Source organism: Massilia sp. UYP11, assembly GCF_050434805.1.
In the GTDB taxonomy this organism is placed as follows: Bacteria; Pseudomonadota; Gammaproteobacteria; order Burkholderiales; family Burkholderiaceae_D; genus Telluria.
The window spans coordinates 155,388-169,400 of the sequence record NZ_JBNDJE010000008.1; the positions used below are offsets into that span (position 1 = coordinate 155,388).

Annotated in this window: 11 protein-coding genes, 2 rRNA genes and 1 pseudogene; 9 read left to right on the forward strand and 5 right to left on the reverse strand. The window is 57.9% G+C overall.

Annotated features, from left to right (window positions below; genetic code table 11):
* Positions 1-98 precede the first annotated feature (98 nt).
* Positions 99-188, forward strand: a pseudogene (locus ABIB38_RS13870) (magnesium chelatase domain-containing protein); the annotation flags it as partial.
* A 602-nt stretch (positions 189-790) separates the two neighbouring features.
* Complete coding sequence (locus ABIB38_RS13875; protein WP_429204673.1) at positions 791-3,361, forward strand: MinD/ParA family ATP-binding protein; 2,571 nt, start codon at positions 791-793, stop codon at positions 3,359-3,361.
* A 134-nt stretch (positions 3,362-3,495) separates the two neighbouring features.
* Here ABIB38_RS13875 and ABIB38_RS13880 read toward each other — a convergent pair whose 3' ends face one another.
* Entirely contained in the window at positions 3,496-4,167 is a 672-nt protein-coding gene (locus ABIB38_RS13880) for a helix-turn-helix domain-containing protein (RefSeq protein WP_429204675.1), read from the reverse strand.
* A gap of 856 nt (positions 4,168-5,023) precedes the next feature.
* On the opposite strand from ABIB38_RS13880, the gene ABIB38_RS13885 reads away from it, so the two are divergent.
* Positions 5,024-5,638 carry a hypothetical protein gene (locus ABIB38_RS13885; protein WP_429204676.1) on the forward strand — a complete coding sequence of 205 codons (615 nt, stop codon included), beginning with the start codon at positions 5,024-5,026 and terminating at the stop codon, positions 5,636-5,638.
* A gap of 85 nt (positions 5,639-5,723) precedes the next feature.
* Complete coding sequence (locus tag ABIB38_RS13890; protein ID WP_429204678.1) at positions 5,724-5,921, forward strand: hypothetical protein; 198 nt, start codon at positions 5,724-5,726, stop codon at positions 5,919-5,921.
* A gap of 29 nt (positions 5,922-5,950) precedes the next feature.
* On the opposite strand, the gene ABIB38_RS13895 is transcribed toward ABIB38_RS13890, so the two are convergent.
* A complete protein-coding gene (locus tag ABIB38_RS13895; RefSeq protein ID WP_429204680.1) occupies positions 5,951-7,546 on the reverse strand; it encodes a recombinase family protein in 1,596 nt (531 codons plus the stop codon).
* Between ABIB38_RS13895 and ABIB38_RS13900 the strand changes: the two genes are divergently transcribed.
* Entirely contained in the window at positions 7,534-9,015 is a 1,482-nt protein-coding gene (locus ABIB38_RS13900; RefSeq protein WP_429204682.1) for a YifB family Mg chelatase-like AAA ATPase, read from the forward strand. The genes ABIB38_RS13895 and ABIB38_RS13900 overlap by 13 nt on opposite strands.
* 20 nt (positions 9,016-9,035) lie before the next feature.
* On the opposite strand, the gene ABIB38_RS13905 is transcribed toward ABIB38_RS13900, so the two are convergent.
* Positions 9,036-9,992, reverse strand: coding sequence for a GlxA family transcriptional regulator (locus ABIB38_RS13905; RefSeq protein ID WP_429204684.1), 957 nt, complete (start codon positions 9,990-9,992; stop codon positions 9,036-9,038).
* 224 nt (positions 9,993-10,216) lie between these two features.
* Between ABIB38_RS13905 and ABIB38_RS13910 the strand changes: the two genes are divergently transcribed.
* The 4 genes from ABIB38_RS13910 to ABIB38_RS13925 all read left to right on the forward strand — a co-directional run bounded on the left by ABIB38_RS13910 (position 10,217) and on the right by ABIB38_RS13925 (position 13,438).
* Entirely contained in the window at positions 10,217-10,726 is a 510-nt protein-coding gene (locus ABIB38_RS13910) for a hypothetical protein (protein ID WP_429204685.1), read from the forward strand.
* A gap of 7 nt (positions 10,727-10,733) precedes the next feature.
* Positions 10,734-11,468, forward strand: coding sequence for an ABC transporter ATP-binding protein (locus tag ABIB38_RS13915; protein ID WP_429204687.1), 735 nt, complete (start codon positions 10,734-10,736; stop codon positions 11,466-11,468).
* Complete coding sequence (locus ABIB38_RS13920; RefSeq protein WP_429204689.1) at positions 11,465-13,018, forward strand: putative ABC transporter permease subunit; 1,554 nt, start codon at positions 11,465-11,467, stop codon at positions 13,016-13,018. Before ABIB38_RS13915 ends, ABIB38_RS13920 begins: the two co-directional genes overlap by 4 nt.
* 78 nt (positions 13,019-13,096) lie before the next feature.
* On the forward strand, positions 13,097-13,438 hold the full coding sequence (locus tag ABIB38_RS13925) for a DUF1840 domain-containing protein (protein WP_429204690.1): 342 nt from the start codon (positions 13,097-13,099) through the stop codon (positions 13,436-13,438).
* 236 nt (positions 13,439-13,674) lie between these two features.
* Here ABIB38_RS13925 and rrf read toward each other — a convergent pair.
* Together rrf and ABIB38_RS13935 are read right to left on the reverse strand one after the other, a co-directional pair.
* A 5S ribosomal RNA gene (gene rrf / locus ABIB38_RS13930) occupies positions 13,675-13,787 on the reverse strand.
* A gap of 146 nt (positions 13,788-13,933) precedes the next feature.
* Positions 13,934-14,013, reverse strand: a 23S ribosomal RNA gene (locus tag ABIB38_RS13935); the annotation flags it as partial.

Here is a 14,013-nt window from a genome sequence, read left to right on the forward strand (position 1 = left end):
AGCCAGGCAGGTAGCATGACACACCTGTCCGTTCTCAACGGACGGCTACGCATGCGCCTTACGATAGGGCCTTTCCAGCTTCATGCGGAAGGAATACGATGAGTCTTGCCGTCCTCAGAAGCCGTGCCCTGGCCGGCATGGAAGCGCCCGCCGTCAACGTCGAGGTGCACCTGGCCAACGGCCTGCCGGGCATCGCAAAGGTGCAACCGTAATAGAACTCGTCGGCAAAAGTGTCTGGTGTCGCGAAACCTGCTACGCATGCACTTTGGATAACGAGCAAAAAGTTTTCATTATGTAATGTACCGACGGTCACCGACGGTGTACACTTGTCAATCAACTGGTACGAGGCACTGATGGCTCATCTATATAATCGAAATGCGTTTGCTAGCGGATTCACCTTATCGTCACCTTTAGTGTCAACCTATTGTCAATTGTGCTGCATAGAGATGATGCTAATCCAGTACTTAAAAAACAATGGCACGCCGACACAGGGCACACATAATGTCCCAGTTTTACTTACCACCTTGGCGCTACGGCCAGAAATAGCCCCCTCCGATGTAGGAACCATAAATGGGTTGTCTGGCGGTTTGGCGACAAGATTATCAGCATTGAAACGTCAAGGTGTTAGTTCGCTAGGCCCAGTGAGACCGTCTTCATATCCAGATATCCGCTACGTTCGCCACAACAGCGATTTTCCTAATTATTGCTCAACAAGTGCAGACATCGCGGCTCTACAGTCCCACGTTCAGCAAATCTACACCACTCTGCTTTCAATTACCAAAGAGCCTGTATGACTATTCAAGAATTGCTCGATACCTGCCGGGCCAATTTCGCCAACGTCGAAATCGCTTACGTTCATCCGACGCTTTATGTGTTTTGCCTCTCAGATGATTTTGCTGGACGTGACGAAGATTATCAAATTGAATATTTCCTAAAGAAATGTGGCGTATCCGAAGAGTCCTTTAATCGTTTAGTTGCGACGGCGACCGTGTCATTATGCTTGCTGAGCGAGGCCGAGCGCAAATCGAGATATGCGTTTGTAGATTCGACTCCAGGTTCGCAACATTGGCTTCCATTTTTGGATAGCGAAACTAGGGATAAACTACCTCCAGCACCATTAGGGCCAATACCTGCACTTCATTTTTACGGTTACAAAGGTGGTCAGGCACGAACCACAGTGCTCGCGATGCTTGCGAAGAGCTTAGCTGAAGACGGCTATAGGATTCTTATTATTGATGCCGATACTGAGGCTCCCTCATTAGACTTTCTTTTCGAAACAAGTAGTCCTAATGTTGAGTCGACGCTTATGGGGTTAAGCGGTTGGGCGGAAGAAATATCTCCGCTTGCGGCATACGCTTCGCCTCAATCAAACGGGATAATCGAAATTATCCCGTGTCGTCCCCGTAGTAGCCAATACGATATGGATTTCGCAGCGTTCGCACTTCGAGTCGGCCTCGATGTGTCGATGTTAAGAAATGCCCTTGAGAAGCTGAAGAAGTTTGTCATCAATCCTGACTCGACAGCCAAATATGACCTAGTTATATTTGACCACCGTACTGGGATTGCCTCGTCTGTACTGCCGATTATCCGTAATTGGGGCGGCCCAACTGTGGTATCGGTTCGGCCAGATGGCTTGTCCGAGCAGGCAATGGGAGCGTTTGAGACCTTATTTTCTCAGTTTCCCGAGAACCCAGGGGCCTATGTATGTTTCTCCATTGATAATGACGATACAGAAGAAAAAATCTTCGACCGCAGGGGAGAACACATTCACAGTCTACTTGAACAAGTTGCTAAGGGATTGGCAAGAGGGGCTGAAGAAGACACGCTTTTACCCATCGAGGACCTATATAGGTATTGGATAGGCTGGTATTACGATAAACAGTTTATTGGAACTATATCTCCTGACGTAACTAAGCTGAACGTCGTTAACCAGTCCTCTATTCGTCAGTTACGGGAAGTTCTATCGTTGTCAAAGGCTGCTATGGGGCCCTCAATCGGAGCTAAACTCAACGATGAGCGCTCACCGAGTGGTGCCACCGATAGCGGTTGGTTTATCGAGACTAGCGATATTGCAAAACTTTTTTCCCCTTCCTCTCCAGTGAATTACATTATTGGCAGGAAAGGAACAGGAAAAACTCGTCTTTATCGCGAGATGGTTGCTCGAAAAATTGCCGAACCATTATTTGCAGCAGCGGATTTCGAGCAAGGCGGTATGAGAAGCCAGAGCGTGGCGTATTCACAGCTAATTGCCGCGTGCGAAAATGACTATGGACGTTTTTGGTGGGCACTACTCGGCTTAGGACTTAGCTTACCTGCCACAATCGACGATGGAGGTTTAAACTCTGCGGTTGCGTCTTTTGCGGCACTGCAAGTTGAAGTGCGGCGCGAAAGAAGTACGCCGCATTACGTAGCAAGTCAGCTATCGACAATCAGTAAAGAACGGATATTCTTAATTGATGGTATCGAAACGGCGGTACCGGCTGCGAAATTACGTACGTTTATCGAAGAGTTGCTCATATTTATGCTAACTCTTCAGTCTGACGCGAATTTCCGTACGAAACTCCAGGCTCGGCTCTTCTTGCGAAGTGACCTACTGAATAACGCTTCGCAGAATGTTGAGCAGCAGACTAGCCAAAGAATCGTAGAGCTTCGCTGGGATAGCGACAGTATCTTCAACTATGTTCTTGCAAAAATATATAGCATGCGCTGGTATACGGAGAAGTTTCCTAACACTTGTGCAAAGATTGAACAGAATCTCAGTGTTATTCGCGCTGGCCGTCTCAACGCGAACGTATATGAAGAAATACTTCTAGAAATTTTCCCTCAAAAGTTGAGGCGCAGCAATCTTCAAACCTTAACCTTCTTCGAAACTTATTTCTCGGACGCTAGCGGTAAGTTTGATTACGGTTCGTCATTCTATCCTCGACTTTTCGAGACATTCCTTGTTGAGATTGCCTCAATTTCGCGCGAGCTAGAAGATAAGGGAGAGGCAACTTTAGAAAACGGCAGAGTACTCCATACTATCGTTCTTGACGCTCATGCTAAAGCTTCCTCACATTTTGTGAACGAAGTCAAACAAGAGCTTTACGTATTACTCGATTTGTCTCAAGATGATGCAGAAAATAGAAGATTAGTAGATGCCCTTATTGCTGCGCTAGAGGGAAAGGCCACACCATTCGCTCAGGAAGCTCTAATTCGTGATTTAGAATTGTTGAGCATCGGAATTGATAGTGTAAAGCTCAGAAGCGTTCTTCAACTAATGACTGAGGTCGGAATTTTCGAAAAGCATCCAAAATTCGTTGGTCAGTTAAGAGCTGGACGTTTGTACAAGAGCGCGCTTCGGATGAAATATGTCCGGTAAGTAAATAGCCAATACAAATCTAAGCCCCGGCTGGGAACTGCCGGGGCTTTCTTTTTCTTTTTTCTGTATAGCTACACAAGCTCAGTCATTGAAGACTTAGCTAAGAATGAGCCCGACGCTTTCGGGCTATCTTTTTATTCAGCAAAGCTGTACCGAAATCCGTAATGCTCAACGATGTGCCTTGGAATATCGCCCCAAGTCCCATCTCGGAATGCCTGCTGCACGTCATTTTTTGTATATTCGCAATCAACGGTGCGAGACTGCGGACTGTTCATAACTGGCATTTCAATCACGGCATCTTTGTATTTTTCATCTTCAAACTCTGAAAAATACGCCTCCGCATCCGCGCGCTCCTTTGCTAGCCGCCGTTCTTTCTTCGCTTCGAGTTCAGTCTTCGCTTCAACCTCAGATTTCTGTCTGTTGGTTGGTTGATTTAGGTCATCGACTGAAATGTGCGCACACTGGAGCCGGTATGACTGGCTTGTGCGATTTGCTAGCCAACCCAATTTCTTAACATATCCAAGTTGCACTAGCCCTGGACCCGTACCTTTGCCTGACTCATTGGAAATCAAGCGTGAGACGAGTGCACGGTCGGGCAGCCCGTTAGAGAAAAATCCGCACATCTCCGCAATTCGGTCGAGGCTTGGATAAGCGATGCCCGACGACCTATCTGCATGTTTCGCGAGAATGAGCAAGACTTTAAGCTGCCGAGGCTTGAGGCGTTTGTCGAGCACTGCGTCAAATGGAATAACGGAAAAAGAGCCGCCAAACCAAGCGGTATTTTTTGTCTTGCTGGTGGTATTCATATAAAGGTCCATATTGATTGAGGGAGAATCAAGTTCTATCCTTGATACAACCTATAGGACGGTGTTTTATATTTTTGAAGCCCTCGCGGTTGCCTCATTTTGTAAGTCTCGCGGCCTAGCCGCGTGGCCCATATACGACGAAGTCGTACGCCGCGCAGCGGCAATGCGCCAAGGTGATGACTTTCTTATCTCGGAAATTGCCGGCGCTACTGGTCTGATAGGGTGGTATTGGTATGTTCAAGGTTAGGTAGTATTTCCAGTACAACCTATAGCATATGTATTGAGCGTACAACCGATATAGAGATGAGGTTGTACGTCGCATACAAGAGTTCGAAGTAGCTCTTCGTTTGATATTGGACGGCAGGGTAGTAATCGAGATAGAGAGTTATCCATATCGATGTCCTCCGCCCTTATAACAGGCGAGAGAGGGCATCGATGTGGGTAACTCGTACAGGATTCGCGGAATATCCCACCCTGCCCCAGCAGGGCACAATCGGCCGTGAAAACGGTGTGAGCGACAGCGAACATCCTCGCCCCAGCGAGGACCGGCGGGGGCCGCTGGTGGACGACATGCAGCCCCAGCTGCATTCGCCTCCAGTGGGGTGCAGCCCGGGGACGGCCGCAGGGCGGGGGGCCCCATGATCCGGCAAAGCCGGAACATGGGGCCCCCCGGCCGAAGTGCCGGGCCCCGCCGGGGCGAGAATGGCGGCGTACAGCCGATATAGTGAGCGAGACGGCGTCCAGCCGGCGTAAAGCGAACGGTCGAGGGCGAGCGTCAGCGAGCGCGTGAGCGCAGCGAACAATTCTTTATCGGAGTGGCTACACGGTGTATGTCCATAAACAGGGAGTACACCGAATGAACCACAATAAACTCAAGGCCGCGCAAAACGAATTGGAAGTCCTCAAAGCACTTGCAAATTGCGGCTGGATGATAACCAGCCAAATAGCGTCATGGGTCTGGATAGACAGTACAAAGCATGTGGCAATCAATAAAGCCCAGCTTGTCTTGAAAAGGCTTGCAGCAAAAAAACAAGTTCTGGAAAGACAAACTCCGGTTGGCGTGAAAGCGTGGGTTTTAACAGAGCCAGGGGCCGGGAGAGTTAATGCTGAACTAGAGAGCCAAGGATATAGCCGAGGATGGGCGCATCATGGTTATGATTTGTCGACGCTCCATTTTCAAAAGCAGATTACGGTAGTCGAATATTTGATTGAACATCGGACAGCTGGACTAGCTGTAGTCGGGAAAGCGGGGTTGCGCGCTGGGTTGCTCGAGAAACAATTTCAGGAGTTCGATGCAGTGACCGTAAATTTTGACAGTGGCTATACGATTGGAGTACTCGTAGTAAGCAACAGCGCAGAGAGCACACTGGACAGAATTGCGCGGTGCCGAGGTATCTGCAAAACACACCTGATTGGCGACCCATTGATAATTAGCGGTTGCGAAAAAAAACTTAGGTCACGGAAAGTTTAGGTCCATTCAGTGAAAAGCCTCGCTCGGGCGGGGCTTTTCTTATGCTAAAATCGAACGGCAGTTCGAACCTAATTGGAAAATATAAATGACCCTTACGCCCCTCTTCTCCTCTTTGTTCAGCCATATCGTAAATATTGACGGTACGCCGATGATACCTGATACGAACATTGATATTAACGGAAACCCGTTTGGTGTTGCTGATAATCATTTTTCGACGGACACAACAACTGATATGTTCGGCGATTCCGGTTCGCTCAGCAGCTTTAGCGCCTTCGATAATTGACGCCTCTCATTGTTCAGAGGTCCTTACGTTCAATCTGTCTTTTTTAAGAATTGCGCTGCGTGGGACATAAGCTCTGGCAGTTCATCAAAATTTATGTATTCTTCCCAGTCTAGCGGCTGGGAATTCGGTTCCGTAATATGCTTGTAGAAGAAGATTGCGTTCTGCTTTTCAGGATACACAACGATTCTCCGAACGACACTTAAAATCTTTTCGCGCAATTCCGCACGAAACTCGATTTCTTTCTCATCCTGCACCCGCTGATAATCGTCGAGGAAAACGCTAGTCATCATCGAACCGATAGTCTGGTTTGTGAGTTGCAATTCGCCGATTTTCCGTTGAACCTGCTGCAATTCCATACTAAGCTCATTCAGTGCCTTTTCCGTGCCGGTCAGCCGCTCGATTAGCAAAGGCGAATCGGTTGTTGCGATGGCGTTGACCAGTCGCTCAGCCTCTGCCTTCTTTGTTGACAGATCAAGCGCCAACATTGCCTGGCGACCCTTCAATCTCTGCGCTTCCTCGTCCGTGCGGATTTGCGGATAGGCTTCGACGTAGATGTTCGTTAGCAGCGCTTTCTCAAGCAGCGGCCCGGCTACGCTGGTGCACTTCGTCGCGCCGCTTACGCGCTGGGCGCACATGTAAATGAAGTATCCCTGCTGCTTGGTGGACGCTTTGTTTTTGCGAACCATGGAGGCACCACAGGCACCACAAGTGAGAATTCCTTGGAATAGGTTCTTATAATGTTTGTCGCGCCTCCTCGGAACCTTTTCACGTTGAGATTTAATTGAGTTCGCCAGCGCAAAATCTTCGTCAGAAATAACGCGCGGGTAATAGTTGGGCCAAGGTTCGCTAATTGGGACTCGTTTGCCGTCTTTTTGTTGGTGCGGATGATGCTCGCCAATAACGGCGCGATTTCGAACGATTTTTGTTATAAGACTTTGGCTCCACAAAGCCGCCTTTCCCGGATGCGGCCACTTTTCAGCATTGGCGCGGCGGGCGATAGCGACATTGCCGTAACCTTTCAGCGTCAATTCGAAGACTCGCCGTACAGATTCGGCCCGCTCCTCGATAATGTCGAACCCTGAGCGGTCGGCGCGAGCAGTCAACCAGCGCGGACATTCTCTTGTAAGAACGGGTTCGCGGCGAGCGACTTTCGCTTTCCATGCCTCCCCAATTCGTTTCGATTTGGAAAGCGATTCATTATGGGCACGAAACATCGTTGCCATTGAAAGAAATAGCATCGATATATCGTCGACGGAATCATTGTTATAAACCTTTTCATCGTCCAAGGTTACTACCTGAATTCCAGCCCTGATAAGCTCTTCCAATTGACGGAACGCGACAATTGGCTTTGCTCGTGACAATCGGTCGAATTGCTCAACTAGCAAGAAAGAGCCGCGTTCGACCTTGCCAGCCTCGACGGCCTCTATGAACGCGCCCAACTGGCCTGTGGTCACGTTGGAGCGGTCGTAACCCGATACGCCAAGGTCTTGAAAGGTGAGCCGGTCATCAAGGGTTAGGTCGTGTTTGCGGGCGTAGGTGCGGGCTTTCTCGGTCTGGCGTCTCAGGCTGTCACCGTCGGCCTGCGCACGGGTGGAAAAGCGGATGTAGCTGTATGCGGTGGGCACTTGAATTCCTGTTGCTGACTGGAAAGTTCCATTATAGCCCTACGATTGCGATCGTCGGCCTGCCCGATACCGAAGTGCGCGAAGCGAAAGACCGCGTGCGCGCGGCGCTGCAGAATTCCGGCTTCGATATACCGGCGCGCCGCATCACGATCAACCTGGCGCCGGCCGACCTGCCGAAAGAGTCCGGCCGCTTCGACCTGCCGATCGCGCTGGGCATCCTGGCCGCCTCGCGCCAGATCCGCGACGACGCGCTGCACCGCTACGAATTTGCGGGGGAACTATCGCTGTCGGGCGAACTGCGTCCGGTGCGCGGCGCGCTGGCGATGGCGTTCGCAATGGCGCGCGACGGCCATGACGAGCGGCGCGCCTTCATCCTGCCGCTGGCCAATGCCGACGAAGCGGCGCTGGTCGAGGCAGCCGCCATCTACCCGGCGCGCACCCTGCTCGAGGTCTGCGCGCACTTCGCCAACGGGCCCGACGCGCCGAAGCTGGCGCGCCACCATGGCCCCGGGTTATCACATGCGCCGCGGTATCCCGACTTCGCCGAGGTCAAGGGCCAGCAGCACGCCAAGCGCGCGCTCGAGGTGGCGGCCGCCGGATCCCATTCCGTCCTGCTGGTCGGCCCGCCAGGCGCGGGCAAGAGCATGCTGGCGGCGCGCCTGCCCGGCCTGCTGCCGCCGATGAGCGAAGCCGAGGCGCTCGAATCGGCCGCCGTGCAGTCGCTGGCCGGCGGCTTCGCGCCCGAGCGCTGGCGCCAGCGGCCGTTTCGCAGTCCGCATCACACCACGTCCGGCGTGGCCCTGGTCGGCGGCGGCAACCTGCCGCGCCCGGGCGAGGTGTCGCTGGCCCATCGCGGGGTGCTGTTTCTCGACGAGCTGCCCGAGTTCGACCGCCGCGTACTGGAAGTGCTGCGCGAACCGCTGGAGTCGGGATCGATCACGATCTCGCGCGCGGCCCACCAGGCCGATTTCCCGGCCTGCTTCCAGCTGATCGCGGCGATGAATCCCTGTCCCTGCGGCTGGCTCGGCCACGCCAGCGGCAAGTGCCGCTGCACGCCGGACGCGGTGCTGCGCTACCAGGGACGCATATCGGGGCCCCTGCTCGACCGCATCGACATCCAGCTGCCGGTGATGGCCATGGCGCCCGACAGCATGGGAGCGCAGGCCGATGGCGAACCGAGTGCAAGCATCGCGCAGCGGGTGGCGCTGGCCCATGCGCGCCAGCTCGCGCGCCAGGGTCGGCCCAACAGCCAGCTGGGACCAGGGGAGATCGACCGCTACTGCGCGCCCGACGACGCCGGGCGCCGGTTGCTGCATGACGCGGCCCGGCACCTGCACTGGTCGGCGCGGGCCTACCACCGCGCGCTCAAGGTGGCGCGCACGATCGCCGACCTGGCCGAACTGGACGAGGTAGGTTCGAAGCACGTGGCCGAGGCGATCGGCTACCGGCGCGCGCTGCGCGACGATTGAGCCTCCCTACGTTCGGGTATTCAGGCCAGGGCTGCCTGTTCCCGCGCCGCGCGCTTGATCGCCTGCGGCGGTTGCCCGAAGGCGCGCAGGAAAGCGCGCCGCATGCGCTCGGGGTCGGCGAAGCCCGTCTCGCGCGCGACCGCGTCGATCGAGTGGTTGCTGGTCTCGATCATGGCGCGCGCCGCCTCGACCCGCAGCACCTCGATCGCGCGCGCCGGCGATTGCCCGGTCTCGCGGCGGAAGGTGCGGCTGAACTGGCGCGTGCTGAGGTTGGCCGCCCCGGCCAGCTCATCGACCGACAGCGGCCGCCGCAGGTGGCTCTTGGCATAGGTGAGCGCCTGCTGGATGCGGTCCGATTTCGGCTCCAGCTCGAGCAGGGCCGAGAACTGCGACTGGCCGCCGCTGCGGCGGTGGTGGACCACCATCTGGCGCGCGATGTGCTTCGACGCGTCCTTGCCCAGGTCTTCCTCCACCATCGCCAGGCACAGGTCGATGCAGGCGGTCATGCCGGCCGAGGTCCACACGCGGCCGTCGTTGATGTAGATGCGGTCTTCCTCGATGCGCGACTTCGGGCAGGCGCGCTGCAGGTCGCGCGCCAGCGCCCAGTGGGTGGTTGCGCGGCGGCCGTCGATCAGGCCGGCCTCGGCCAGGATGAAGGCGCCGGTGCAGACGCTGGCGGTGCGGCGCGCGACCGCGCTGGCGTCGCGCAGGAAGTTCAGGAACGGCGTGCTCGACTTGAAGCCGACCGGGGTCATGATGCCGGCCACGATCAGGGTGTCGTAGTCGCGCCGGTCGAAGGCGTCGGTGAACACGCCGACGCCGGACGAGCTGGCAAGCACGCCGCCGTGCTCGGACAGCATGGTCATGTCATAGAACGGTCCCCCGTCGAGACCGTTGGCGATCTCGAAGACGGTAGTGGCCATCAGGTCGAGCGCCTGGAAGCCGGGCGGGAGCAGGAATCCGATTCTGCGTTTCATGATGATCCTTGAATGCGCGACAGGGAAAATAATACGCCAAGACGCGCCGGGCGGGCCGAAGTCCCTTTTCTTCGACAGAGGCCGGCCCGCCCGGCGCGTCGTTTCCTTGCTACGAAAGCCAGCCCGCGGCCAAGCAATACCGTCGCCGCTCGCTCCCCAAAAACGGCAAGAGAGGCAGCCGCTGCTGCTACTATCGTGCCATGCGACCACCGAATCCGCTCCGAATGCGCTTGCGCATCCTCGTCCCGGCCATGCTGGCGGCAAGCCTGCTGGCCGGCTGCAATCCCACCTATAACTGGCGCGAACACACGAGCCAGGAAGGCCGCTACAAGATCCTGTTCCCGGCCAAGCCGGCCACCTTCACACGCGCAGTGGACCTCGACGGCCTGCGGGTGGAGATGACCATGACGGCGGCCGAAGTCGACGGCTCCACCTTCGCCGTTGGCGCTGCCACGGCGCCCGATGCGGCGCGCGCCCGCGCCGCGCTGCCGGCGATGCGCCTGGCCCTGCTGCGCAATATCGGCGCCGGCGAGGATGCCGAGCCAGCGGCGCCGGCGCCGCAGGACGGCCTGCGGGTGGAGGCGGCGGGCGCCGCCAACGGCAAGCCGATGCGCCTGCATGGCCGCTTCGAGGCACGCGGCGAGCGCTTCTACCAGGTCATCGTGCTGGGCCCCGCGAATGCGACGCCGCCCGAGCAGGTCGACCAGTTCCTGTCCTCGTTCGCGCCCCTGTGAGACCTTCATGAATGCGCATCCACCCGCCTTGCGCCTGACCGGCCTGCGCAAGGATTTCGGCCGCCCCGCCGTCGATGGCCTCGACCTGGTCGTGCGGCGCGGCGAGTTCTACGCCCTGCTCGGCCCGAACGGCGCCGGCAAGACCACCACGCTGCGGCTGGTCGCCGGCCTGCTGGCGCCGGATGCCGGCAGCATCGAGGTGCTGGGCATCGACCTGGCCGGCGCGCCGGCGGCGGCCAAGGCCAGGATGGCCTACCTGCCGGACGAGCCGATGCTGTACGGGAAACTCAAACCGTTCGAGTACCTGGAATTCGTGGCCGGGCTGTGGGGCGTGCGTGCGGAAGAAGCCGAGCCGCGCGCCCGCGCGCTGCTCGACTGGCTCGACCTGAGCCGGCATGCGCACGAGCTGACCGAAGGATTCTCGCGCGGGATGAAGCAGAAGCTGGCCCTGGCCGGGGCCCTGGTCCACGAACCAGAACTACTGATCCTCGACGAGCCGCTCACCGGCCTGGATGCAGCCGCGGCGCGCCAGGTGAAGGACCTGCTGCTGGCCCACGTCGCCAAGGGCGGTACGGTCATCCTGACCACGCACATCCTCGAAGTGGCGGAGCGGCTGGCGCAGCGCATCGGGATCATCCGCCAGGGCCGCCTGATCGCCGAAGGCACGCTGGACGAGCTGCGCGCGCGCACCCGGGGCGGCAGCCTGGAAGACGTGTTCCTGCAGCTGACGGCCGCGCCATGAGGGCGGCGCCGGGCGGCGTCGGCTGGCTGCTGCGGCATGAGCTGCGGCTGGCCTGGTTCAATGCCGCGGGCGGCAAGAAAGACGCCGGCAAGCGGCGGCCCGGCAATGCCGCGATCGGCCTCGCGCTGTTCGGCTGGGCCGCCCTGCACCTGCTGGCATGGGTGGGCGTGCGCGCCCTGGCCGGCGTGGCGGGCGACGATCCGCGCATCCTGCTCGCCATCTCGGCCGCACTCGCGGGCGGCGCGACCTTCATGCTGTCGTCGGCGATCAAGTCCTGCGTGCTGGTGCTGTTCGAGCGCAGCGACCTCGACCTGCTGCTGTCGTCGCCCCTGCCCTCACACAGCATTTTTGCCGTGCGCCTGGCCGGCGTGGCGGCCAGCACCGCCGCCGTGTACCTGTTCTTCCTGGCGCCATTCGCCCATGCCGGCCTGCTGCAGGGGCAGTGGCGCTGGCTCGGCATTTATCCGGGCGTGATCTCGGTCGCGGTGCTGTGCAGCTGCGCGGCGATGCTGCTCACGCTCGGCCTGGTGCGCATGTTTGGCGCGCGCCGCACCCGCGTGGTGGCGCAGGTGATCGGTGCGCTGGCCGGGGCCTTGCTGGTCATCGCATCGCAGCTGCACGCGCTGTCGTCCAGGGATTCGCAAGGCCGCGCGCGCCAGGTGCTCGACGGCCTGTTGCGCCAGGACGGCATGAGCGAACACCCGTTGCTGCTGCCGGCGCGCGCCATGCTCGGCGAACCGCTGCCGATGCTGCTGCTGGCCACGCTGGCGGCCGTGGTATTCGCGCTGACGGCGCGGCGTACCCACCGCTTCTTCGCGCGTGGCTTGCAACTGGCGGCATCGGCGGCGCATGCAGGTGCGGCGCCCACGGCGCTGCTGCCTCGGTCTCTGCGCTTCGGGCGCAGCCTGTTCTATACCGTCGTCGTCAAGGAGTGGCGCCTGATCGTGCGCGATCCGCATCTGCTGTCGCAGGTGCTGCTGCAGCTGCTGTTCCTGCTGCCGCTGCTCTTCCTCATCTTCCAGCGCGCCGACGTGCAGGTGCAGGCGCTGGGCGCCGGCTTGACGATGCTGTGCGGCTCGCTGACCGGCGCGCTGGCATGGATCGCGCTGTCGGCCGAGGATGCCCCGGACCTGCTGCTGGCGTCGCCCGCGTCCCTATCGACGGTGCGGCGCGCCAAGCTGGCGGCGGCCGTCATGCCGGTGCTGGCGCTGGTGGCTGTCCCGCTGCTGTGGCTGACCGTGCGCACGCCGGCTGCGGGGCTGGCTGTCGGTTTCACGGTGTGCGGCGCCGTGCTGGGCGCCGGGCTGATCGTGTTCTGGTGCGGCCGGCCTGGCGTGCGCAGCAACTTCAAGGGACGCGGCAAGGGCGGCATCGTGATGAATATGCTCGAACTGTTCAACAACCTGGCCTGGGGAGCGCTGGGCTGGTTCCTCGCCGGGGCCACGCGCGCGCCGTTGTCGGATGTGAGCGCACTGGCGGTGGTGGGAAGCGGCGCGCTGGCCGTCGTCGTGCTCGGGGCGGCTTGGCTCCTGAAGGTAAAGCGGATCTGAACGTTGTGCGAGCGCGCGCACTGTGTGCCCGTGTCAGTCGTGCTATCGTTTAAACACTAACAAAACCAAGAGATAGCCATGTTGATTACCTTTAAATGCAGATCCTACCCAGAGGTCTTGATGTACCAGGAGCATGCCAAGCGCATTCTCGACCTGTTGCACAAGGATCCGGAACGCGGTGTCATCACCGCGGAAGAAGCGGAACGTGTGATCCCGCTGCTCGAGGCCGAGATCGAAGAGAGCCGCAAGCACCAGGCGACCGACCAGGTGGCGCAAGATGTCCAGGCGCACCATCGCGATGAAGATGATCACGAACATCAACCGATCGAGGTGGTCACCTTTTCGGCACGGATGTATCCGCTGCTGGAAATGATGCGATCGGCGCGGGATAACAAGACCGATATCTTGTGGGGTGTTTGAGCGGCAGGATGTGGGCGGGTTGAAAAGGTCGGCAGCCACATCACCGGCAACCCAAGGTCCGGACCAGCAGTACGCGTCGGCAACTCTGCGGTTCGGTTGGCCTCGGCTGCCCTGCGCTCTGCCGTCTACGCGTCGCAAGCGTACGCATTTCGATCGAGCATGCCATTCAACGTTTGTAGGCTCGAAAAGCAAAAAACCCCACCAGGATCACCTGGTGGGGTTTTTCTATATAACTAGCCTGACGATAACCTACTTTCACACTGGTTGCAGCACTATCATCGGCGCAAAGTCGTTTCACGGTCCTGTTCGGGATGGGAAGGGGTGGGACCGACTTGCTATGGTCATCAGGCTTGACTTGTACGAGCATTCGTTGAACGCGTCGGCGGCGAAGCCGCCAACCCTACGTCAAGCGAAGCTCTGAATCTGGAAGAAGTAAGTTGGGTTGTAGCTTTTGTATCGAGCAGTTGTACTCGACCTTGTGACTACCAAGGTTATAGGGACAAGCCGTACGGGCAATTAGTACTGGTTAGCTTAATGCATTACTGCACTTCCACACCCAGCCTATCAACGTCCTG

What these genes read in the sequence shown, in the direction of transcription:
- ABIB38_RS13880 (WP_429204675.1), bottom strand. Translation starts at nt 4,167, where the DNA reads ATGAATACCACCAGCAAGACAAAAAATACCGCTTGGTTTGGCGGCTCT.
- ABIB38_RS13910 (WP_429204685.1), top strand. Translation starts at nt 10,217, where the DNA reads ATGCGCTTGCGCATCCTCGTCCCGGCCATGCTGGCGGCAAGCCTGCTG.
- ABIB38_RS13920 (WP_429204689.1), top strand. Translation starts at nt 11,465, where the DNA reads ATGAGGGCGGCGCCGGGCGGCGTCGGCTGGCTGCTGCGGCATGAGCTG.
- ABIB38_RS13885 (WP_429204676.1), top strand. Translation starts at nt 5,024, where the DNA reads ATGAACCACAATAAACTCAAGGCCGCGCAAAACGAATTGGAAGTCCTC.
- ABIB38_RS13915 (WP_429204687.1), top strand. Translation starts at nt 10,734, where the DNA reads ATGAATGCGCATCCACCCGCCTTGCGCCTGACCGGCCTGCGCAAGGAT.
- ABIB38_RS13890 (WP_429204678.1), top strand. Translation starts at nt 5,724, where the DNA reads ATGACCCTTACGCCCCTCTTCTCCTCTTTGTTCAGCCATATCGTAAAT.
- ABIB38_RS13875 (WP_429204673.1), top strand. Translation starts at nt 791, where the DNA reads ATGACTATTCAAGAATTGCTCGATACCTGCCGGGCCAATTTCGCCAAC.
- ABIB38_RS13900 (WP_429204682.1), top strand. Translation starts at nt 7,534, where the DNA reads ATGCGGTGGGCACTTGAATTCCTGTTGCTGACTGGAAAGTTCCATTAT.
- ABIB38_RS13925 (WP_429204690.1), top strand. Translation starts at nt 13,097, where the DNA reads ATGTTGATTACCTTTAAATGCAGATCCTACCCAGAGGTCTTGATGTAC.
- ABIB38_RS13905 (WP_429204684.1), bottom strand. Translation starts at nt 9,992, where the DNA reads ATGAAACGCAGAATCGGATTCCTGCTCCCGCCCGGCTTCCAGGCGCTC.